The organism is Ercella succinigenes, assembly GCF_900002895.1.
Genome location: NZ_CDHP01000040.1, coordinates 77,582 through 101,199 on the forward strand (window position 1 = coordinate 77,582; position 23,618 = coordinate 101,199).

Genomic DNA, 23,618 nt, shown 5'->3' on the forward strand with positions numbered 1-23,618 from the left:
CTCCCCTTGGTAAAATCAGTAAATACTTATAAAACAAGCTAAAACCAATATATACTTATCATGAGAAATATTACAAATAAACGAAAGAACAATGTATAGAAAATATTCACAAATTTATGGAGAGGATTGCGTATTTGACACTTCGTTCCAGAAAGATAAGATCTCTTCTCTCTGAAAAAAGATGAAATCTGTGTCTATTTGGACAGTTTTTATATCATCTATCCGCAAAGGATCATCACTGTCGATATCATCTCTTACAGACCATGCACCTCTTTGTAGATAGGGTTTATATCCTTCCCCCTGACCATCTGATTCTCCCATTAGCCAACGAATAAATAACTTGGCACTGTTTATATTGGGTGAACCTGATGCAATCATTACACAATTAGGAGAATATGTTCCAGTGAAAGGTTCTATTTCGAAAATAGGTTCAATGCGGTAGCCTAAAGCAGACTCCCTTGCTTTACTGGAAAGAATAAAAGCCAGGTCATAATCATTCTGTCCCGGGCTTCCCAATAATTCAACAGCTTCGTCACTTGAATTTATAATAACAGGGTTTTGCGCAGCCAGAAGTCTTAGGAAATACTTGCCTATAGGCTCTTCTTGATCATAGTTATGACCAAAGTAATTTGTATAGGATTCCATCAGAATCTCTTCATCTTGATAAATTACACTAAGAATACCTAATGTGCTGATTGACTTATGAGGATTGCTCATGATGATTCGGTTATAAAATCTTGATTCGGTTATCTGCCACCAGTTTGAAACAGGAGACTGTTCATATAAATCGCTATTATAGAATAATTGCATTATTTCAATCAAAACATTCAGCATAATATCTGAATCTTCAGGCTTAATGTGCGCACCTATATCAGGTGGCACATAATTTTGCAAAAGACCTTCCAAAAAAAGTTCATTATACATGTCGCCGTTATTATTACTTGCAAAAATAATATCACAGACATAATTTTGAGAGGCGTGATTTTCTTTTAGCATGTCAAAAAGATCTCCGGTTCTCATATCATAAATAAAAACTGTTAAGCCCGGATATTCTTTTTCAAAAGACTCTTTAACGTCCATCATTCTGGTCGAAATTGAGTAAATAATCAGGGTATCTTCTTTTAACGCTGCCTGATAAAGTTCTTCCGGATCTTCATACTCATCAAGTGCTGCCTCTATTTTCCATTGTTCAAAAGGATCTGAATCGACTTTTTTTTGTTCCAGACAACCAGCAATAAAAAAACAAGAAAAACAAAATACAACAATTGCAATTAAAAATCTAAAATATATTTTCATTCGCCAACCTCATTACTTATGCCATACCATGATTTTTCTGCAGCTGAAATGATTTCGGATAAATCTTGGTTTTCAAGTTTTTTCAGATAATCAGACCAACTTTTATCGTTTTTAGGATTTACTTTACCAGAGACAAAATCGGAAATGCTTTTTAAAACAATATTATCTATAATTTTTATTTTTGTTTCCATGTAGAAATTATTATCATCAGAAAAATTTAAGGAAATCAAGTATTCCTGCGGAAAAAACTTGCTGTATACCATATAGGTTCTGGCATCCATATAAGTAGAGTCTGCCTGTATGCCATTCCATGAAATACCATCAATATATTTTGCATATCCCCAATAAGGTCCTGTATCACGCAGATGACTGTTTTGCGGTTTTTCATCAAGCGGTCTGTTAACCTTTATCAGAGCTTGTGAACCATAGAGATCGAGGTCATTTTCATTTGCATGCTGCCAGTCCACATTATACTGGCCATATCTTCCTCTTAAGAAAGCATCTTCGCTATACATTAATTCAAAAAGCTCAAAAACTTGTTCAGCCTGGTCTGAAGAATTTAGAATAAATCCATGAACAGAGGGAAGAGCAGTTTTTCTGACAATATTTGCCTTTTTATTATCAAAAGATAAAGGCGGAACCTGAACAAAAGCACCAATGATTTCGGGCGAGTTAGAAAGCATTATTTCAGTAACGCTGGAACAGGTTAAAGCCCCAACAAGGGAACGAGGATCGTTTACCAGCTGCATAAGCTGATTTTTGGTGAAATCAAAATTTGAACTGTGTAAAAGATCTTCAGAATATAACTGGTTCAGATAAATCATTGCTTTTCGCCATCCATCAGAAACGGGGGCAAAAACAAGATTGCCTTCTTCTAAGTAAAATCTTGAATTATCAACATCATTGTAGACAAAAGAATTTATCAGAAAATCATAAGACCTTAGTCCAAGACTCTCAAAAGAACCTACTAAGGGAAGCTCATCCTTGATACCATTGCCATTAGGATCATTGTCGCGAAAAGCTCTTAAAACATTTATTAAATCGTCAATAGTTCTTGGTATTTCAAGATTTAGATTTGCCAGCCATTTTTGATTAATCCACAAAATCTGATCGACAGAATGTTGATTAGAAAGATCTATTCCCGGCATATAATAAATATTGCCATCCGAATGCGAGATATAATTTGCAAGATCATATTCTTGCACTTGACTGAAACAATCAAGAACCAAATCTGATTGGTCAATATATTCATTTAGTGGCATAATTTTGCCTTCCTAACCATATTGATTAACTTTTGCAATTGTTTCCAGACGGCTGTTCTGATCGGATAAAGAAAAAAATGCATCAATATCAGTGCTTTCGGAATAAAGTAATATATCAAGGTAAGTATTTATCTGTGCAGGAGAAATTAAAATCAAATCTATCTTACGTTTAATGTTTTCTTCCAGCCATAATTTATAATTATTTGTTTTAACATCTCTGACCAAGGAATCAGAACGCATCACGATTGCCAGAGGTTCATTGGCAAAATTATTTGCATTATCATCTGAAGAAGGCGAAACAAATTTGTCAATAATGCTACACCCACCTACTATAAATGAAGCAAGTATAATAACAAGGCATAGCCAAAATGCGCGGATACGAAATTTTCTGATCACCCTTCTACCTCAAAAAATAATTATAATTCTGTTGTTCAAAAAACAAAAATAATATACTGTATATAAGAGAATGTTTAATAATTATACTATAAAATAAATAATTGATAAAAACATTTTATATGCGGAGGCTCTCTTTAATGCACGGAGTATATCTGATCGATGATGACCATTATATTATAGAGGATCTTAAACAAACCGTACCATGGCTTGATAATGGCTTTGAAGTTATAGGATCACAAACCGATCCTCAGAAAGCAATTTTTGAAATCGAGAAATTGCAACCTGAAGTAATATTCAGTGATCTCAGAATGCCTGGTCTAAGCGGTGTTGAGCTTCTTAGCAGTCTTCGCAGCAAACAGATAACTGCTGAAATTGTTATGTTAAGTGCCTACGGAACATTTCAGGATGCAAAAAAGTTTTTCTTAAGTGGCGGATTTGACTACTTGCTAAAACCTGTGAATATCGATGAAATAGAAATGCTATTAAAAAAAATAAGTAAAAAATTGTCAGCTGGAACGCAATCGGGAACAGATCTGGAAAAAACAACAGGATCGGAAGCCTTTGATGGGTTAATTCAATATGTGAAGAATAATTATACAAAAAAAATGACTCTTGATTATTTAAGCAACCTTTTCCACATCAGTCCCAATTATATTTGCAATCTTTTTGCCAGGCATTATGGAACAACCTTGACTCTGTTTATTACTGAATTGAGAATGCATGAAGCAGCCAGACTGGTAAAAACAACAACCAAGGCTTTTAAGGAAATAGCAATCTGTTGTGGCTATTCAGATTATTTTTATTTTTGTAAAGTTTTTAAAGATTACTATGGTATGCCTCCTGGCAAATACAGAGAAGATTTTTCTGCTTTATTCTGAAAAATCAAGAAAAAAAGACAGGGAAAAAATATATAAAATGCAAAATGTGTTCAGTAAAGGCTATTATAAAACCAGTAAAAAAACAGATCTCAAATCGAGATTTATTCTTGCTGCTTTAATTATGCTTATATTGATAATAATCATTTGGGCATTTTTCTACCTGATAGTGGCAAAAAATATCAGAGAGACAACAGAAGCGCAGCTAAAGAGCATTTCGAATCAGATTATAGGCGATCTGGGCAGTGAATTTGCCAGAGTAGAACAGTTAACACTTTTACTGGCACAAAATAAAAAAATACAAGAGATGGTTCTGACAGATAGTAATGCTAATTATTTTGAGCTTGCAGGCCTCATCCAGTCAGATATGGACAGCACACTTGATCAGATGACTCTTTTGAACAGTTTGATTTTGTATAATAAAAATGAAACTTTTTATCGTTTTTATGGCAATCTTGGTAATACCGCCTGCAAAAGAGTAGGCAATCTTCTTGATAATTATGATTATTTGAGCCATATAACTCTTACTGCCGACGAGCAGAATCTCATAGGGTATGGCTATAAAATCAGTGATGAAAATAGCGAAAAATCAGGCGGAATTGCTTTGCTGATTGATGAAACGACCTGGCTTAATCAATTATCGGAATATTATCTGGAAGAAACTTTTCATGTTGTACTGGTATCAGATAATGAAATTGTTCTTTCAAACTTCCCTGAATACTTGAATCAGTCAGTCGAAGTGATTGAGCAGGATATACCTTTTTATGTAAAAAGCCGAATAGGCATCTCAGGATATGATATGCTCGTAGCAACAACCTCGACATCTTTTGAAAATTCAATGCTTTTTTTTACTTTTGCTACGATTGTAACAACTATAATATTCTTAATGATTATAGCAACATATGGAGTTGTTATTCATCGCCAATTATTCAAACCGATGATATATGTGATAGAACAGATATCTGATCTGGAGATAACAGCAGAACCAGAACTTTTAGAACCGATCAACAATCCTGATTTTGATAAACTTGTGTACCAGATTAATAAGCTTCTAATAAGAATTGAGAAAAAAAATAGGCTTATTCAGGAGGCAAATAATCGAGTTCTTGATGCTGAACTGGAAAATCAAAAAGCAATCATTTATGCGTTAAAGAAACAGATTAATGCACATTTTACAGTAAACAGCATTAACATAATAAAGATTCTTATTTCAAAAGGAGAACTGGAAAAGGCCCGTTTTATGTGTTCGGGGCTCTCTGCACTTATAAGCTATGCCTATAATGAAGATGACTGGGTCAATGCCTGGGATGAATTTGAGCTTTTGCAAACATATGTTGAAATAATGAATATAAGATATCAAAACAGAATTTTGTTGGAAATGAATCTAGATGATCGTTTAATGGATAATAAAATGCCAAGAATGCTTCTACAGCCGATTATTGAAAATTCTATGATACATGGGCTAATAGAAACGCAAAAACAGGGCAAAATATTAATTACAGCAAAAATAATTAAATTTGGTGATCTTTTCATAGAAACTAAAGCTATGTGGGAAGAAAAGCAAAAATATACCGTAAACAATAACATATCTCAAAATAATAGTTTCAGAATATCGCAAGCAAATTTCTCAGAAGATCAAAAAGTTATCTTTATAGAAATTTATGATAATGGTAAAGGCATATCTGAACAGGAGCTATGTGATCTGAAAAAAACGCTTGAAACTCAAACAAAAAACGAGAGTAATGTTTCTGGAATATCGCATATTGCATTGAGCAATGTTAAGAAAAGATTAATGTCTTATTTCCCGCAAAATTTTATTTTTGAAATTTCTTCGGAAACCTCTTTGGGGAAAGGCTTTTCAGTAAAAATAATTATTGCTGCGGATAAATGCCATTAATTTCAACTTCATAGATGCCTACAAAGCAATGTGAAAATTTTCTATACCTGAATAATTATTTTACAAATAAAATTTATTACAATGCTATTTCATTTTAAATGATCTGCGACAGACAATAAGTTAGCATTTAAATATGTTTGAGAATATTTATTTGCAGTTTTATGGAGGCAAAAAATGTATCTGGTTGACTTTGCAAAAAATTTAATGAGAAAACAAAATACCGGGTCTATAATTTATCTGGTTTTAAATCTAATAATCTACATAGCCCTATTTGGCGGATTTTCCGACATAAGTATGGCATTTTTTGCTATTCTTCTCTATGCTGCCAGTCTGGCGATTGCTCTTTCTCCCTTGGGAGAATGGATTTTGCGTATGCAATATGGCTGTAAGAAAATAAAACGCAAAGATTATATGGATAGACTCAATCCTCTTTTTCAGGAAGTCTATGCAAGAGCAAAACAGCTTGATCCAAGTATTTCAGGGGATGTGCAGCTCTTTATGAGTAATGATTCTTCCCCTAATGCTTTTGCTACAGGCAGAAAAACAATCTGTATAACAAAAGGTTTTATGAGCTACACTGATGATCAGATAAAGGGTACACTAGCACATGAGTTCGGACATTTAGCGCATAAAGATACGGATTTGCTGCTGCTTATTTCTGTAGGAAATATGCTTATGAGTGCTATTTTTGTCATTTACCGCATAATTATTGGAGCAATAATGTTTTTCTTGGCGATAGCACTTGATAGTCTGGCAACCTTGATAGGCAAAATATTTATTGATCTGTTGCTGGTTTTTGCTATGTGGTGCTGGACAAAAATCGGAATGCTTTTGGTAATGCATACAAGCAGGCAAAATGAATTTGAAGCTGATAAGTTTGCTTATGATCTAGGATATGGAAATGCTTTGGCAGTTGTTCTTGATAGTTTTGAAGATAGTTCTTCTGAAAAAGGTTTTTTTGCCCAATTAAATTCAACTCACCCTGATACCAATGACAGAATTGCTAAACTACAAGAATTAGGAGCAGGCTATAGCAATGCTTACGGACACAGTATGGAAGCAGTAAATTACTATCCTGAGCAATATGGATATGCCCATCAGACCCCTCCTGTGCTTCCGCCGATTGGTATGGGATATAACACTCCTCCTGCTGCCCCGGAAGCAAGCGGTTGGGGATATAGAGCTGAACCTGTGGGTGTGGCAGCACTTGCGCCTGCCAATAGCGGTCGGAAGGTACCTGAAAATGTAAATCAAATGAATAATGCGTATTATCCTCAGTTTGAACAGGCTCCTCAAGCAATGCCGCCGCAATTTATGCAGCAGGCACCTCAGCTTGAACAAGCACCACAGGCAGTGCCGCCGCAATTTATGCAGCAAACACCTCAGTTTGAACAGGCACCACAGGCAGTGCCGCCGCAATTTATGCAGCAGGCACCTCAGTTTGAACAGGCACCACAGGCGATGCCACCGCAATTTATGCAGCAAACACCTCAGTTTGAACAAGCACCACAGGCGATGCCACCGCAATTTATGCAGCAGACACCTCAGTTTGAACAAGCACCACAGGCAATGCCACCGCAATTTATGCAGCAGACACCTCGGTTTGAACAAACACCACATGTAGTGCCACAGCCTTATGGACAATCTTTTGTATACCCAAATTATCAGCAGCCAAATCCTTTTGGAGCGCAACCGCAGCCGCAGCAATTTGCTACCGGTTCACAACCTCAGATGCAACAACCACCGCAATTTTATTCGGCTCCGCAGTTTGTGCAAGGAGGATCAATTAATCAGCCTGAGCAGCAAAATACAATTCCTCAAAATAATCATGATTTTAATAATGTTCAAAAAGAGCCAATTCAATCTTGAATCAAATCAGTAACTATTGTTAAAATCGAAAAAGGAGGATACGGCTTATGAATGAAAGCAATCATCTAAATAATAATGCAAAGGATGTTAAGGAGAATGAAAAAGTTTATTCACCTCAGCAGCAAGCAGAAAATAATTTTGCCGGTGGAAATCAAATAAAATACTCACTGGAAAAAACAGTGGATTGTTATGGGAATCCTGTCCAAAAAGTGATTGGATATAATCCTGAAGATGGTTCAACTGCTCAGTGGATGGGGGAGATAGATTTACCGACAGATGGAGATAGGATTAAATCTGAAAATAGTAAAAAGCAATCAGACAAGCAGAAGAAAATAATTCTTTCTGCTGCTTTTGTCCTCGTATTAGTTATAAGTTTTGCGGCATCAAGTATGGCTATGGGTTTGCCCATTATCCCAAGGAAGACTGCTAATAGAGGCTCAGAAAAAGCAGAAAAGTCAATAGTGCCTACACAATTGTTGAACTTTAATGATTCTTACGCTCAAACACCTGTTCAGAATAATGAAAAAGAAAATCAAGAGAAAAAAGATGATAATGAGAGCGATGAAAAGATTGAAGTGCCAGACCAAAAAGAAGAAAAACCTGATATAGAGGAAAAAGATGAAGATCTGGAATATAAAAAAGAACAAGCTCAGAGTATTGTAGATGATATAATTTCAGATATAGAAGAAGCAGACAAAAAGGAAGAAGCCGCTCAAAATTCAAATAATAGTGTCAAAGATAGTTATCGGCCGGTATTTTTCTCTTGGGAAAAGACCGGGTATGATGCACAAGATATTGACTACAGTACTTTTCGTGCAGGTATGTGGCTAACAGAAGATGAAAAGGGTGTTTTGTATATTGATTATCCTGATTCCCCTGACTACATGACATATGATTTCTTTTATCAAGATGGAGGCTATTCTGGTTATGCAAGTGTAATGGAATCTAATGCGCCTGAAGCAGCCTGGGATGACAGTGTCGGGATTGAATTATATTATAATCCTAATAAAAATACAGTAATTATATATACTCCAGACTATTCTGAGATAATATTTTATCTGTCAAAGGCTAAATACTAACGCAATTTTGCTGCAAGGCATGTAAAGAACTGCTTTGCACACATGTAACCATTAGGGCAAAAAAACTGGGAAAGCATTTAACACCTGCTCTCCCAGTTTTTGCAACTGTTCAGATTTGAGATTTATTAACCAAACAGAGGTCCGTAAGTTTCACAAGCACGATAATCTGCGCTTTCGTTTTCGACAGTTCCAAATGCAGACCAAGCGTGTGGGCGATAGATTCGATCAGCTTCAACATTATGCATTGATACAGGTATTCTCAACATACTGGCTAGAGTTATTAACTTGTCTCCGATATGTCCATAGTTAAAAGAACCATGATTAGCACCCCAGTTTGCCATTACACTGTAAACATCTTTAAATGCACCTTCGCCTGTTGTGCGAGGGACAAACCATGTTGTCGGCCAGGTAGGATTCGTTCTTGCCTGTAAAGTCTGATTTACTTCATCTGGCAATACAGTGGTGTATCCTTCAGCGATCTGAAGAACCGGTCCTTGCCCTTCTATTTTATTAACACGTACCATCGTAATAGGCATTTCGGCCTGAGTTTCAAAGAAAGACGAATAACCGCCGCCACGGAAATAACCATTGTCAGCCGGACACCACTGTGTTGCTGCCAGACAAGCGTCTGCATCTTCACTGGTGATTTCCCAGAAAGCTTTCATGACAGGATTGCCATTGTCATCCTTCATTTTGCCGCAACCGTCGAGAGATGCAGCACCGGAGTTGATAAGATGTATAAAGCCTTCTTGAGCTTTGCCTTCAGGCTTCCAGCCTGTAACGCGTTCTATTGCTTCCGGACTCCAGTATGTGCGGACATCTGCAAAAACAGAAGCACTGTCAGCAACAAGATGTCCCAGCAGCATTGACATAGCATTTAAAGTATCATTTTCTGTTGCAACAACCATTGGCTCACGTATGCCATTCCAGTCATAAGAAGAACACAAAATTGCTTCTGAGAAGTCATGATTGGGGAAATGATCTGTCCATTGGCGCTGACCCTGAACACCGCCGGCAATAGCATTACGTCCGCAAGCTTCTTCCTCAAAGCCTATCTCGGCAAGCTTTGGATTGCCAATCATTATATCGCGGATAATCAAAGTTTGTTTGATAACACGAAGCCATTCTTCGTCTTTTTCTTCACGGCTATGCTGATAAGGGCTGCCGTCATTGCTGTCCCAACCCTCTTTACAGTATTCTTCACGCCAGGCAACAGCTTTTTTGAATTCTTCCTGATCAAAAATATTATTGGCAATACGGCGTTCGATCTCTACCTGATCAAGCCATTCAGTACGAATACCGAAATATTCCTGGAACATTTGAGCATCAATATAAGAACCGGCAATACCCATACATGTTCCACCAATATTAACGTATGATTTACCCTTCATCGTTCCTGCGGCTAAAGCTGCTTTAGCCCAAAGCAGAATTTTATCTTTAACATCTTCAGGAACACTTGTATCAGCTGAATCCTGAACATCACGTCCATAAATTGAGAATGCAGGTAATTTGCGCTGTGCATGTGCTGACATAACAGCTGCCAGATATACAGCACCGGGACGCTCTGTTCCGTTAAATCCCCAGACAGCTTTTATGGTGAGTGGATTCATATCCATTGTCTCAAGGCCATAGCACCAGCAAGGAGTAACAGTAAGAGTAGCTGTTACATTCTCAGCAGCAAATTTATCTTCGCACATAGCTGCTTCTGCAACTCCGCCTATACATGTATCTGCGATAACGCATTCTACAGGTAAGCCATTAGCATGACGTAGATTACTGCTGATCAGCTCGGCTGCTGTTTTTGCCATATTCATTGTACGTTCTTCCAATGATTCACGTACGCCGCGACGACGTCCGTCAATGCAAGGGCGGATACCAATTTTCGGCATGCGTCCAATCAGTTTGTTCACAGGTTCGTTTTTCACTTGTGGCATGTTAAACCTCCTAATATTAGCTGCAGTTATGTTTGACTGATAAAATTTTTTTGGGTGAAAGGCATTTTTGCCTGCTGTAAGATGTCTGCTAACACAACTTGCAAAGCCAGTAGTTTTCTGGTCATTTTGACCACTCTCATCCCATTTTAAATTATTAGATGCATATAAACATGGATTATTTGGTATAATCATGGAATATACGGTTTAGTTGGCAAAAAAACAATTAATAGTATTAATTGTCCGACAATTAGGTAACATTCAATTAATGCAGTTAATTATGATTGAGCAATAGCAACCTTTTTTTCGGAGAATGAAAATGGATAAAATGGAATTGGATAATCGGCCTGATTTTTATCGAGACTCAAGAGGAATCGAAAGAAATAAGCAGTTAACAAGTCATTTAAATCAGCTTGCACTTGAGTTACTTGATCATGGTCATTTTATCGGCAATCAACAATGGAATCAGTTTGATGTCATGTCCCCTTTTGGCCGACTATATTATATGATAGCAGATCATGGCTGGCTGGAAACACAAAATGGCAGAATAGATCTGCTGCCGGGACATATGTATCTGATACCTCCATACACAAAAGTTAATCTTAGAACCGCCAAAAGAATTGAAAAGTTTTACTTTCATTTTTCTTTAAGATATGCGAATACAGAAATTCTTGAGGGCATAAACAGTTGTTTTGAGCTCCCGCTTGATGAAGACAAGCTTCAGCAGATAGTAAAAATGTACCATGAAGGGTTTTTGCCAGATTTGCTTGGTCTGAAAGCTATTGCTTATGAATCTCTTGCACAGTTTATCCGTAGTCAATTACCAGATCTGAGACCAAGAATGATTCTGGCAGGTGAATATCAGCATATATATGCCTATGTTGATAATAATCTTTCGGCAAGATTATCAGCCAAAATCGTTTGCAAGGAATTAAACATGTCGTATGAAACCATAAGACGTAAATTTAGAAATGCACATGGAATAACTTTGAATCAGTATATACAAGGTAAATTGATCCAGCAGGCTTCATTGAAACTTCTTTTGACAAATCTAACAATAGCAGAGATTGCAACAGATATGGGTTATGATGATGAATTTTATTTTTCCAGAGTTTTTAAGCAAAAAATGGAGTATAGTCCTCGTGAATACCGCCGGGTGAATGCAGTTTTAAGAAAAAATTAAAAAGGACTGCCTCTTTAGTTCGATTGAACCTTCAGAGACAGTCTTGCATTGATTATAAATCAATGATTGGCCATAAATTTTTAATAACTAACTTATTCTTATTCGTACAGAATGATCTGCAGTTCAGGATCACCAAGATCGTCAGCTGTATACCAGCGGTAGCCAGTGTCGATAACTTCAGGAACGTCTTCGCCATTGATAGCCATTACTGCAGCTTTAACTGCTTCATAACCGATAGCATAAGGATCCTGTGAAACTGCACCAGCAACTGTTCCGTTTTCGATAGCATCGAGCAGCAGTTTACCTGAGTCGAAACCTACCAGCTGAACTTTACCAATCAGGTCAAGCTCTGTAACAGCATTGATAGCACCAGCGATTGAACCTTCATTAGCACCAAAGACGCCTTTTACATCAGGATTAGCCTGGAGAACAGCTTTAACCAAATCAGTTGATTTAGCATGGTCGCCATCACCGTACTGTGTTTCAAGTACTTCGATATTAGGATAATCTTTCATAGCCTCGAGGAATCCATCACGACGATGTATACCTGTCAGAGAAGTCTGATCATGAGCAATAACAAAAACTTTACCTTCTTCGCCGATCAGTTTTGCCAGCTGATGTCCTGCTTCTGCAGCAGCAGCTTTATTATCTGTAGCAGCTGTACCAAGAATTATGTCTGAATCAACACCTGAGTCAAAACCTATTACAGGTATGCCCATTTCCTGAGCTCTTTCGAGAGCAGGCATAACAGCCTGTGTGTCGAGAGCTGCCAGACAAAGAGCGGCAGGATTGTTGTTCATAGCTGTTTCAAGCATCTGAACCTGAATGTCAACGTCGCTTTCAGACGGAGGACCTTCAAATGTGATGTCTACATTAAATTCATCAGCAGCTTTTTCCGCACCCTGCATAACTGCCTGCCAGAATTTGTGCTGGAATCCTTTTGAAATAACAGGAATATAAAGTTTTTCTCCATCATCAGCCGCAGTTGTTGTGGCTTCTGTTTCATCATCGTCAGCTGGAGCTGTTGTTTCTGCGCCTGCTGTAGTTGTTGTGGTTGTAGTATCACTTCCGCCACAGCCGGCAAATAGTGCCATAGCCATTGCTAAAGTAAGAATGAGTGCAATTAATTTCTTTGCTTTCATGTCTTGAACCTCCTCAGATTGTTCATGTTTACTGTGTTTTTGGGAACACTTATCTGAACCCCCTCTTATCGGCTGTCAGACCTGGCCACAGTCAGACCAGCAGATATGGGAGGAGCTCACAAAATTAAAATGTTTAATTACCTAATAAAATAAATTGATCAGCCTCTTTTACGACGACGTACAATATCCATGTAAACGGCACCAATTACGATTGCACCTGTGGCAACCCACTGCCATTCTTGCGGTATCATAGAAATTCGCAGACCGTTCAGCAGAACGTTCATCAGAAGTGCACCGATAATAGTACCAACGATAGTACCTTCACCACCGCTCATTGATGTACCACCGATAACTACTGCGGCAAAAGCATCAAGCTCCATACCGGCTCCTTGAGCAACCTGCGCAGAATTTAACCTTGAAGCCATCAATATACCTGCAACACCGGTAAAAGCTCCACACAAAGTATAAACTCCCATTTTCCAGGCAACGGTGTTAACACCGGAAAGCCTGGTAGCTTCTTCATTACTGCCCATTGCAAAGGTGTAGCGACCAAATATGGTTTTGTTCAGAATCAGATGTCCTATTATTGCCATGCCAAAAAGTATCAGAACAGCATTAGGAACAGGCAGAGTCCAGTTTGAGTTAATAGACTTTACGGCTGAATCCAGAATAGAACCATTTGCTATTAAGCGGAAATTAGGATAATCAGTAAAATATTTGTTATTTGCACCGGTTGTTGCCAGTGACAGACCTCGGGTTATCATCATCATACCAAGCGTTGCGATAAATGGAGGTATTTTCAGCTTAGCGATAAAGAATCCATTAGTAAGACCGCAAATGGCACCGGTGATTACACAGGCAATTAAGCCAAGCCAAACCGGAACCTGATAATCAGCAACCAGGATACCCATGATAACTGATGAGAAAGTCATTACCGTACCAAGTGAAAGATCAATACCGCCGGTAATAATAACAAAAGTTCCACCGAGAGCCATAACTCCTTGAACAGCCGAGGCTCTCATTATATCAATAGTGTTGTTCAGCGAAAAAAAGTTTGGTGTTACTACGGAAAATACTACATACAAAAGCACCAGTCCACTGAAGGCCAGAAACTTCTGCATTGTGTCGGCATTAAGCTTTATGCCTCTGCTCACACTTTTTGCGCTCATATTGCTTCCCCCTGATTATTTTCTTCAGATGTCACTTTGGCAACGCTTTCGCGCATTGTGGCAAAGTGCATAATTGATTCTTGAGTAGCTTCTTTAGCTGCCAGAATTCCCGTGAGTCTACCTTCGCACATAACACATACACGATGACTCATTCTCAGAATTTCAGGCAATTCAGAAGAGATCATGATGATAGATTTACCTGAATCAGCCAATTCGTTCAGTAATTTGTAAATCTCTCCCTTGGCTCCGACATCAATACCTCTTGTAGGTTCGTCGAAGATCAGAATGTCACAATCTCTGGTAAGCCATTTACCTATAATAACTTTCTGCTGATTACCACCAGAAAGGTTTTTGACTCTTTGACGATTGCTGGGTGTTTTTGTACTCATAGCATCTACCATTTTTGTAGTCTGCTTTTGTATAGCCGGCTCGTCAATCCAGCCTATTTTGTTAGTAAAATTCGGCAATGAAGCCAAAACTGTATTAGTTGCTATGTCTAACCCAAGAGCAACACCATAGCGCTTACGGTCTTCTGAGAGATAACCGACACCATGCTGAACTGCATCACGAGGAGATTTTATATCTACCTTTTTGCCATTGATGAGAATTTCTCCGCTTTCAAACTTGTCGGCTCCGAAAATTGCTCTGGCCACTTCAGTTCTTCCAGCTCCCATCAGTCCGGCAAAACCAAGTATTTCTCCCTGATGAAGTTCAAAAGAAACATCTTTTATATGTCTGCCGCTCTTGAGGTTTTTTACCTCGAGAACAATTGGTTTGCTTTTATCAGTTTCTTTGGCATGACCTTCAACATAAATTTCACGACCTACCATCATACTGATGATTTGTTTTATTTCAACTTCTTTTGTTTTAACAGTGTCTATATAGGTTCCGTCACGCATAACTGTTATGCGATCAGATATTTGTTTTAATTCGTCCATCCTATGTGAAATATAAACAATACCAACACCTTTTGCCCGAAGATCATTAATGATACGGAACAACTCAACAATTTCCGAATCTGACAAAGCTGCAGTAGGTTCATCCATAATCAGAACATCTGCATTAAAAGATAGTGCCTTTGCAATCTCAACCATCTGTTGTCTGGCAACTGTGAGACTTGCAACCTTGGCCTTAGGACTAATGTTGATATTCATCATATCAAGTATTTCTTTGGCCTTTTTTTCGTTTTCCTTATCATTCAAGAAAAAAGACTTTCCAACACGAGATTCGCGCCCGATAAAAATATTCTGGGCAACCGTCAAATGCTGACAAAGGTTTAACTCCTGATGGATAATATTTATACCCATCTCCTGGGCTGCCCGGGGATTTTTGACCTCAATTTCCTTCCCCTTGAGAAAAATCGAACCGGCATCCTTGGTGTAGACACCCGTAAGTATCTTCATCATAGTTGATTTCCCGGCTCCGTTTTCACCAACCAGCGCATGTACCTCGCCGGAATGCAGTTCAAAACGACATTGGCTTAAAGCCTGTACGCCAGGGAAAGCTTTGTCGATGCCTTCCATCCGAATTAATTCGCTCATTAATACATTCACCTCGATTCCAGTTTTATTCTAGCAATAGTTTTTTTGAACTTACATTAAAAATATAACTGTTTATGGGTAAATTTTCATGATATAGTCACAATTTAGACACAAATCGACATTAAGCATTGGTCAAGGCAGGTTTGATTGTATGATTTGTCAGTTATAATAAATCTTTTAATTGCTAATTTGAATCTATTCTACAAGAGGAAAAACCAGTTTCTGATTTTCGGGAGCATACATATTATTCCTATCTATAAGTACGGAATCTGTATATATAACTTGCTCAATGCTTTCTCCCTGCAATAGTCTCACTGCTTCCTGTACTCCGAAATAACCCATGGCATAAGGGTTTTGTATAACTGTTGCCTCTAATTCTCCTCTGTCCAGATAGAGAACTTCTTCAGGCGTGCTGTCAACACCAAAAACTTTTATGTCTTCCTGTTCGCCCATTTCCCTAAGATCAAGAATAGCACGGACGGCACCGATAGTAGAATGTGCGTTTAAACCAACAACAACATTGATGTCTGATCTCATTTCAATACCATCCAGTACCTGCTGTCTGGCAATCTGCTCCTGAGAGTTACAATAAACAATATCGGCAATTTCAATATTATCATATTGCGAAACAGCATCAATGAAACCTGCTTCCCTGGCATCAGCAGTACTTGTGCCGGCAACGAAATTTACAAGCAAAACAGTTGCATTTCCTTCTAAAGAGTTGGCCATAGCCTGTCCAATTTTAGAACCAACAACAAAATTATCCGTTTCAATTACCGAACTTACAGAATCCAGATTGATACCAGAATCGATAGTTATCACAGGTATACCGGCTGCAATTGCAGCTGACGCCGGTTCGACCAGACGATCATAATCCGAAGCTGCAAGAAGTATAACATCCGGCTTTCTTTCTATAAGCTGGTAAAGCATATTGATTTGCTCATCGACTTCACTTTCGCGTTCTGGCCCGCGAAAGACAATATTAGCATTGTATTCTTTGCTTGCAGCATCAGCTCCGTTTTTGACTGTCTGAAAAAAGTCCGATTCTGACGTTTTAACCAGCATAGCAATTTCCCATGTTTTTTGCTGGCGGTTTGTGCAGCTGCTCATAAAAAACATAAAAGAGAGAAGAAGAGATATAATTATGAGCTGTAAGGAAAGCTTTGTTTTATTTTTTATGCTCATTCGTTTTCTTCTCCTTCCGTTTTTGGCAGCCAGATATCAACAACCGTACCTTCTTCTGGTTCACTTTCTATTTTAAGGCCATACTCTTTGCCAAAATACAATTGAATACGTTGATGTACATTTTTTACACCTATACCCGATGTTCTGCTTGGATTTATCTGGAAAATTCGTTCCAGAGTTTCTTTTGTCATACCTAAACCATTATCTCTTACTCTTAATAAGATTTTATCACCAGCATCACGTGCTTCTATCAGTATATGTCCATGATCTACAGCCTTTTCTATTCCATGGTATATAGCATTTTCCAGTATTGGCTGTAAAACAATTTTAACTGTACGACAGTTCAGAACTTCTTTGTCAGCCTCAAATGTATAGTCAAACTGGTCTTTGTAGCGGATGCTTTGAATTATCAGATAATTCTCTGCATGACGAAGCTCATCGGCTATTGTAATGAGATCATGTCCTCCACTTATGCTCAATCTGAAAAATTTTGCCAGTGCACTTACCATAGTTATTACACTCTTACTATCTCCGTCTTCTGCCAGCCAGACGATGGAGTCCAGGGTATTATAGAGAAAATGAGGATTTATTTGTGCCTGCAAAGCTTTCATTTCACTTTTTCTGAGCTTGGTATGATCATCTATTATCTGATTCATGAGCTGCTGAATCTGAGATATCATAGCATTAAAAGAGCTGGTTAGCTGTTTAATTTCATAGGCGCCCTGTAGATCGGCAACTGTATCAAGTGCCCCTGCCTCTACTTCTTTCATCCTTCTTTGTAATTTCTTCAAAGGTCTTGTCATGAATGCAGCTAATTGAATTGATATCATGAAAACAAGCAAAGTTCCCAATATAACCAGAGTAATAATAAGAAGCCTGGTGTCTTCAGAGCTAGAGATAATATCATCAAGATAATTTACTCCAACCAGACGCCAGCCGGCTTCTTTCATAGTGTATATGCTGGCAGATATTTCCTGGCCTTCATGTTCAATGCGGTGACTGCCGTCGGCAAGAGGCATTACTTGCTCAATAGCCTCGCTTTTTACCCCGAGATAAAGCATTTGTTGTTGAGGATGGTAGATGATATCACCATTTTGATCAACAATGAAAACATAACCACGGCGTCCAAGCTGAACCTGATTACAAAGCTGTTCAATAGCACGGAAATTCATATCAACAAGAAGAATAACCGGCTTGAGATTTAGCTTGCCTGTCCAGCTTACCTGTCTGCTATGGCTTATGACCCAGCGATAATTGCTGTAATAAAGATTTTGTACATGAGGTGCTGTAAAAGGGCTTTGAGAAGAATTGCTTTGACCATTTATGCTTGCAGCAGCAAACCAGTCCTGCTCACGAATTCCTGAACCGTCTTGCAAAGATGGTTTCAGAGGCCGGTCGCTATTCGATGCAATTATATTACCTCCCTGATCAAAGACAGATAAAGTAACAACATCGTTTCTCATTCCGCTTATAGTAGCAAATATTTTCTCAAGTTCTTGTGTTTGACCTGTATTTATCATTTCTCTTTCAATATATTTGGATAGATCAATCATTTCAAGCAAATATGAATCAAGATTTACACCTACCTGCTCAACCAATTGTGTATTATTCAACATTGTTCGATCAATTGCGGTGTCACGGTATCTTGTGTATAAAGTCATGGAAACAAGTGCTATAGCCAGAAGCGCAATCGCTGTGGAAGAAACAGTTATTCTAAATTGCAGTCCGTCTATGCGTAAAGAATTGCGCATATAGTCTCGGAAACGAACAAGCAAACCCCTGTGCTTTTGCAAAAGACTTTGTTCAGGGCTTGTTTTTTTATATCTGCCGGATAGTAAATTCATTTCAGTTACCCCGGCTTTCTATGTTTTTTGTGTAAGTGTATTACGATAATCATTAGGAGACATGTTGAAAAATTTTTTGAAGCAAACGCTAAAATAATGAGGATCATCATAGCCTACTTCGGCAGCTATTTCAAAATTTTTCAAACCGGTAGTTATGATAAGATCTTTGGCTTTTTCCATTCTGACTTTCAGAAGCGTACTGACAAAGGTTTCTCCTGTTTCACGTTTGTATAAAGCGCTAAAATAGCTTGGACTTATGTGCAGATAATTACTGATACTATTTAATGAAAGATCACGCTGAGCATAATTATGCCTGATATATTCACTTGCTTTTTCTATCATTAATTGACAGCTGTCTTTTCGGTTTCTATCGATTGCCTGCATCAGACCTGTACTTGTCTCCATCAGCCAGTTTTCAAGATCGCTAAGATTGCTGCGGGTAAGATATTGAGTCATCTGATCAACAGGCAAAGTTTCACTAAGACTTACGCCTGTTGCAGCAGCTTCGGAAATAAGAGCTGTTGCTATGCCTGACAAAAAGAAACGCACATAATCCAGCGGCCATTGTGAAGATGTTATTACTTTTATGATTTTTTTGACTGCATCTTTAAGTTCTTCCTCATGTCCTACTTTAATTGCTGTAAGAAGTTGTTGCTCCAGCTTCTTATCTACCACAGGCGGTCTTAAATCTACCGATTCAAGATCTTCCAGATAAATTAACCTGTCGCTACCAACAACCAAATGATAGTCTAAAGCCCGAATCGCCTCTTGCCAGGCTAATTTGAGGTCTTCCAGAGAATTTACAGCACTACTTATACCGATCGTGAGTGTTAATTTTAAAAAACGGTTGGCCGCCAACCTTATTTCATCAAGACTGCTTTCCAAAAGCTCTCGCATATCACGGGCTATTATTGCCACCTGATCTGCCTGCATAAAAGCAAGTCCAATTTCATTGCGCCGGCATATTTCATCAGCTATATTATAAACACCAAAACAGGCAAGGGAATGATCTTGTTCCGAAAAAACACCATTATTATAAGAAGAACTATCTATTGATAAAACGGCAGATCTAAAATTATTGCCCTCCAATTCATGAAGGTTAAGAGTTTTTTTGCCTTCTGCAATTTGCTGTGGCTGGATACTGCCGTTAATCAGTTGAGTTAAAAAACCGCTGCGAAGCTGAGGCGCACTTTGCTCATAATACTCCTTGAGCTGACTTATATCGCGTCTTTCGGCAAGCTGATCATCCAGTCTTTGCCTTATACGAATCAGAGATTTTTTTAGCTCCTCTGCAGTAATTGGCTTAAGAAGATAGTCCATAACGCTTAAATCTATTGCTTTACGTGCATAATTAAAATCATCAAAACCAGTCAGAAAAACTATTTTTATCATGGGATAATTTTTCTGAACAAATTCTGCCAGTTCAAGACCGTCCATAAATGGCATTCGAATATCTGTCATTATCAGATCAGGATTGTTTTTTTCAATAGCGTCTATTGCTTCCAATCCGTTTTCACAGGCATCAGTGACATTAAAACCAGCTTCCTGCCAGTCGATAAGTGATACAACCCGATCGCGCACAACTTTTTCATCATCTACTATCATTAATTTATAAGCCATCTGAACCTCGCAAAATCTTTTTATTTATTCTAACACGAGCTGTCTGTAATGACCAAGTGCCTATGATATAATAAGCGCGAAAATACTTTTACAAACACAGGCAGGAGCAATGATAATGAAGAAACAAAAATACGCATTAATTGGCTGTGGCAAAGTGGCGGTTAAACATTTGAAGGCTGCCATCTATCAGGCAAAAAATAGAAATAACATAGAAATTGCAGCCTTGGTAGATACCAGACAAGAAGCAGCAGCAGAAATAATGAATGCTTGCAAAATGCCAAAAGATTTGCAGAAAAACGTAAAAATATATCAGGATTATGATGAAATGTTAAATCAGATCAAACCTGATCTCACAGCTATAACAACTCCTAGCGGCAGTCACGCCGTCATAGGTCTAAAAGCACTTCGCTCGGGAAGCCATATACTACTTGAAAAACCACTGACATTATCTTTGCCGGAGGCAGAACTTCTTTTAGAAACAGCTGCTTCCAGAAATCTGAATATTGCGGTTGGACATATTTACAGATTTTTCCCTCTTGTGCAGGAGATTCAACAGGATCTGGCAGCTGGTAAATTCGGCAGAATTCTTTATGGGGATGTAAAAGTAAGATGGGGGCATGATCAGGCATATTATGATCAAGCGGCCTGGCGTGGTACCTGGGCTCATGATGGCGGGGCACTCATGAATCAAAGTATTCATGCACTGGATTTGATGATCTGGCTACTTGGAAACAAAGTCCTTAATGCAACCGGCAGGATAGATAGACAATTGCACCGGATGCAGGCAGAAGATATTGGTTTTGCAACTTTGCAGTTGACTGACGGAGTCTGGTGTCAGCTTGAAGGAACTACAAATACTAATCATGCGCGCAAAGAAGCTTCTTTTTTTATCAGATGCAGTGAAGGTGAAATACGGGGAGGCATATTATCAGGCCGTCCTCAGATGAAAATATATGATAAAACCGGCAAAAATATAGCAGGACAATATCTTAGAAGATATTTGAAAAAACAGTGGCAAGTGGGGGGCTTTGCTGCGTTAAAACAAATTTCAAACCCACATAGCGGACTTTATTCCGATTGGATAAATTCTACAGCGGCTGGCAAAAATCCGATTGCAGATGGCGAAGGCGGCTTAAGAGCAGTTGAGATGGTTTTGGCAATCTATAAATCAGCATTGCTAGGTAGAAAAGTAGATCTTCCGCTTTCTGACTTTTCCCTGGAACAAATGAGTTCTTATTTCCCCGAACAACCTTAAATTAAAATTTTGCTTTCGACCGGTTGAAAAGACTTGACAAATTCAGCCGGGCGTATTATTGTGTCATTGTACTAAGTAATTAATACAGTAAAACAATAATACATGATTAGGCTATAAATAGTTAATCAAGTAAAGAAAAGGAGGCGGCTATGTGAGTTATGAATTCAGCAGCCATTTACCGATATACATCCAGCTTGTTGATCTTTTCAGTCATCTGATTGCCAGTGGTTGTTGGTCGGAGGGAGATAAAGTAGACAGTGTCAGAGAGATTGCCTTGAAATATGGTGTGAATCCTAATACTGTACAACGAGCTTTAAGTGAATTGGAGCGTGAGGGACTGGTGTATACAGAAAGAACTAGCGGTCGTTTTATAACGAAAGACAAAAAAACTATCAGCAAGGTAAGAAACCGGCTTGCTGCTCAGAGTGTTGAGCAATTTGTTGCACAGATGCATTCTCTTGGCTTTCAACAGACGGAGCTCATAGAAATGATTAAAGAGAAATGGAGTGAAAATGATGGGGTTAATTGAAATTGCAAACCTGAACAAAAGCTATGGCAAAAAGCCTGTTATAAATGATTTATCATTACAGCTTAAATCGGGACAAATTGTAGGTTTGCTAGGGCCGAACGGCTGCGGGAAAAGTACTTTGCTCAAGATATTATCCGGGCTGATATCTGACTATCAGGGGGAAGTCAGATTAGATGGACATTATCCGGATAACTACACAAAATCTATAGTTTCGTATTTGCCGGAAAAAACATATTTAAGTGACTGGATGCGGCCAAAAGAAGCTTTTGATTTTTTCAGCGATTTTTATCGGGATTTTGACCGGAAAAAGGCAGAAGATATGCTAAAACAATTTAATCTTGATAGTAAACAGCAGATAAAAACCATGTCAAAAGGTATGCAGGAAAAATTACAGTTAATTCTTGTAATGTCCAGAAAGGCTCGTATATATATGCTTGATGAGCCTATGGGCGGAATAGATCCTGCTTCCAGAAGTGCTATTTTGGATATTGTTTTAAATAATTATCAAGAAGATGCCCTGATGATTCTGGCAACTCATCTGATTTATGATGTAGAAAAAATATTTGATCAGGTTGTCATGATGGGCTTTGGCGAAATGGTTTTGCATGGAGAAACCGATCAGATAAGACAGCAATATGGCAAAAGTATAGACGAGATTTTCAGGGAGGTGTTCAAATGTTCACTAAGCTTATAAAATATGAATTTCACGCAACCAGACGCCTTATACCTTTTATCTGGCTAGGCACTTTTGTCATGGCAGCATTGAATTTAATTACCGGACATATTGGTGTTGAATGGCTTTTCGGGACTTCAATGGTTTTTCTGATTCTTTTGGCAGTTGCTCAGATTCTAATAACCTATATTGTAGTAGTTACCAGATATTACCGGAGTTTTTACAGCAATGAGGGTTATCTGATGCACACTATTCCGGCAAATGCCAGTGCTTTGTTAGGAAGTAAGGTTTTAACATCTTTTGTCTGGTTGCTTTTAAGTTATATTGTTACTGCAATAACTGTTTTGGCAATTATTTTTTCAGTAACTAACAAACAAGCTATATCCATTAGCACAGTTATCAGTGATTTTATGACGGTAACAGGTTTTTCAAAAGCAACTATCATAAAAATTATTGCTGGTTTTTGTCTCTATATTATTTTCGTTATTTTTTACCAGATGGCACAGTTATATTTTGCTATGAGCCTTGGCAGTCTATCCGTTTTTCACAAGCTAGGTATTGCTGCACCTATTATTTTTTATCTAGTCATAAATTTTATTCTTGAGTTGATTATGCTGGCAGCAATGGTCTTTATTCCACTGGGCATCAGAATTAACATAGGTCCTAATGAAATTCCCACAGGGATTGATCTGGTACCCAAAGGTATGCTGCATATTATTTTGAATCCTGACAGCTCCGAATTTGTTTTTGGGCTGGGAGGCATAATTTTGCCTGTAATAGCTATGATATGTCTTTACATAGGTTGCCATAAACTTCTTAAAAAACATGTAAGTCTAAAATAAAATTTACAAAACAACTCAAAAAAATGTAAA

Annotated in this window: 19 protein-coding genes; 9 read left to right on the forward strand and 10 right to left on the reverse strand. The window is 38.1% G+C overall.

Features of this window, described 5'->3' with window-relative positions; translation table 11 throughout:
- Positions 1-114 precede the first annotated feature (114 nt).
- Genes AC0KSB_RS09080 through AC0KSB_RS09090 form a run of 3 tightly spaced genes read right to left on the reverse strand, consistent with a single transcriptional unit; the run spans position 115 to position 2,954 of the window.
- The gene (locus AC0KSB_RS09080; RefSeq protein ID WP_472308465.1) at positions 115-1,296 is read right to left on the reverse strand and encodes an ABC transporter substrate-binding protein; all 1,182 of its coding nucleotides are present in this window, start codon (positions 1,294-1,296) and stop codon (positions 115-117) included.
- Positions 1,293-2,558, reverse strand: coding sequence for a type 2 periplasmic-binding domain-containing protein (locus AC0KSB_RS09085; protein ID WP_472308467.1), 1,266 nt, complete (start codon positions 2,556-2,558; stop codon positions 1,293-1,295). Before AC0KSB_RS09085 ends, AC0KSB_RS09080 begins: the two co-directional genes overlap by 4 nt.
- A 12-nt stretch (positions 2,559-2,570) precedes the next feature.
- A complete protein-coding gene (locus tag AC0KSB_RS09090) occupies positions 2,571-2,954 on the reverse strand; it encodes a hypothetical protein (protein ID WP_472308469.1) in 384 nt (127 codons plus the stop codon).
- 137 nt (positions 2,955-3,091) lie between these two features.
- Between AC0KSB_RS09090 and AC0KSB_RS09095 the strand changes: the two genes are divergently transcribed.
- The 4 genes from AC0KSB_RS09095 to AC0KSB_RS09110 all read left to right on the forward strand — a co-directional run bounded on the left by AC0KSB_RS09095 (position 3,092) and on the right by AC0KSB_RS09110 (position 8,674).
- Positions 3,092-3,832: a response regulator transcription factor gene (locus AC0KSB_RS09095; protein ID WP_472308471.1), complete on the forward strand. Its 741-nt coding sequence runs from the start codon at positions 3,092-3,094 to the stop codon at positions 3,830-3,832.
- A 37-nt stretch (positions 3,833-3,869) separates the two neighbouring features.
- The gene (locus tag AC0KSB_RS09100; protein WP_472308473.1) at positions 3,870-5,726 is read left to right on the forward strand and encodes a sensor histidine kinase; all 1,857 of its coding nucleotides are present in this window, start codon (positions 3,870-3,872) and stop codon (positions 5,724-5,726) included.
- 174 nt (positions 5,727-5,900) lie between these two features.
- A complete protein-coding gene (locus AC0KSB_RS09105) occupies positions 5,901-7,595 on the forward strand; it encodes a zinc metalloprotease HtpX (protein ID WP_472308475.1) in 1,695 nt (564 codons plus the stop codon).
- A 47-nt stretch (positions 7,596-7,642) separates the two neighbouring features.
- Positions 7,643-8,674, forward strand: coding sequence for a hypothetical protein (locus AC0KSB_RS09110; RefSeq protein ID WP_472308477.1), 1,032 nt, complete (start codon positions 7,643-7,645; stop codon positions 8,672-8,674).
- 125 nt (positions 8,675-8,799) lie between these two features.
- On the opposite strand, the gene AC0KSB_RS09115 is transcribed toward AC0KSB_RS09110, so the two are convergent.
- Positions 8,800-10,608 carry an L-fucose isomerase gene (locus AC0KSB_RS09115; RefSeq protein WP_472308479.1) on the reverse strand — a complete coding sequence of 603 codons (1,809 nt, stop codon included), beginning with the start codon at positions 10,606-10,608 and terminating at the stop codon, positions 8,800-8,802.
- A gap of 316 nt (positions 10,609-10,924) precedes the next feature.
- Between AC0KSB_RS09115 and AC0KSB_RS09120 the strand changes: the two genes are divergently transcribed.
- On the forward strand, positions 10,925-11,788 hold the full coding sequence (locus tag AC0KSB_RS09120) for a helix-turn-helix transcriptional regulator (protein ID WP_472308481.1): 864 nt from the start codon (positions 10,925-10,927) through the stop codon (positions 11,786-11,788).
- A 98-nt stretch (positions 11,789-11,886) separates the two neighbouring features.
- On the opposite strand, the gene AC0KSB_RS09125 is transcribed toward AC0KSB_RS09120, so the two are convergent.
- The 6 genes from AC0KSB_RS09125 to AC0KSB_RS09150 form a co-directional block, all read right to left on the reverse strand.
- On the reverse strand, positions 11,887-12,930 hold the full coding sequence (locus tag AC0KSB_RS09125) for a substrate-binding domain-containing protein (RefSeq protein ID WP_472308483.1): 1,044 nt from the start codon (positions 12,928-12,930) through the stop codon (positions 11,887-11,889).
- Between the two features lie 158 nt (positions 12,931-13,088).
- Positions 13,089-14,099, reverse strand: a complete 1,011-nt coding sequence (locus AC0KSB_RS09130) for an ABC transporter permease (RefSeq protein ID WP_472308485.1) — start codon at positions 14,097-14,099, stop codon at positions 13,089-13,091.
- Entirely contained in the window at positions 14,096-15,640 is a 1,545-nt protein-coding gene (locus AC0KSB_RS09135) for a sugar ABC transporter ATP-binding protein (RefSeq protein ID WP_472308487.1), read from the reverse strand. Before AC0KSB_RS09135 ends, AC0KSB_RS09130 begins: the two co-directional genes overlap by 4 nt.
- A 195-nt stretch (positions 15,641-15,835) precedes the next feature.
- Positions 15,836-16,825, reverse strand: a complete 990-nt coding sequence (locus tag AC0KSB_RS09140) for a substrate-binding domain-containing protein (protein ID WP_472308489.1) — start codon at positions 16,823-16,825, stop codon at positions 15,836-15,838.
- Positions 16,822-18,669, reverse strand: a complete 1,848-nt coding sequence (locus tag AC0KSB_RS09145) for a sensor histidine kinase (RefSeq protein ID WP_472308491.1) — start codon at positions 18,667-18,669, stop codon at positions 16,822-16,824. The genes AC0KSB_RS09140 and AC0KSB_RS09145 overlap by 4 nt, the downstream gene beginning before the upstream one ends.
- 18 nt (positions 18,670-18,687) lie before the next feature.
- A complete protein-coding gene (locus AC0KSB_RS09150) occupies positions 18,688-20,289 on the reverse strand; it encodes a response regulator (protein WP_472308493.1) in 1,602 nt (533 codons plus the stop codon).
- Positions 20,290-20,404: 115 nt separating this feature from the next.
- Here AC0KSB_RS09150 and AC0KSB_RS09155 point away from each other — a divergent pair, with 115 nt between their 5' ends.
- The 4 genes from AC0KSB_RS09155 to AC0KSB_RS09170 all read left to right on the forward strand — a co-directional run bounded on the left by AC0KSB_RS09155 (position 20,405) and on the right by AC0KSB_RS09170 (position 23,588).
- Positions 20,405-21,544, forward strand: coding sequence for a Gfo/Idh/MocA family protein (locus AC0KSB_RS09155; RefSeq protein ID WP_472308495.1), 1,140 nt, complete (start codon positions 20,405-20,407; stop codon positions 21,542-21,544).
- Positions 21,545-21,695: 151 nt separating this feature from the next.
- The gene (locus AC0KSB_RS09160; protein ID WP_472308497.1) at positions 21,696-22,073 is read left to right on the forward strand and encodes a GntR family transcriptional regulator; all 378 of its coding nucleotides are present in this window, start codon (positions 21,696-21,698) and stop codon (positions 22,071-22,073) included.
- Positions 22,057-22,767, forward strand: a complete 711-nt coding sequence (locus AC0KSB_RS09165) for an ABC transporter ATP-binding protein (RefSeq protein ID WP_472308499.1) — start codon at positions 22,057-22,059, stop codon at positions 22,765-22,767. Before AC0KSB_RS09160 ends, AC0KSB_RS09165 begins: the two co-directional genes overlap by 17 nt.
- Complete coding sequence (locus tag AC0KSB_RS09170) at positions 22,749-23,588, forward strand: hypothetical protein (RefSeq protein WP_472308501.1); 840 nt, start codon at positions 22,749-22,751, stop codon at positions 23,586-23,588. Before AC0KSB_RS09165 ends, AC0KSB_RS09170 begins: the two co-directional genes overlap by 19 nt.
- Positions 23,589-23,618 lie beyond the last annotated feature (30 nt).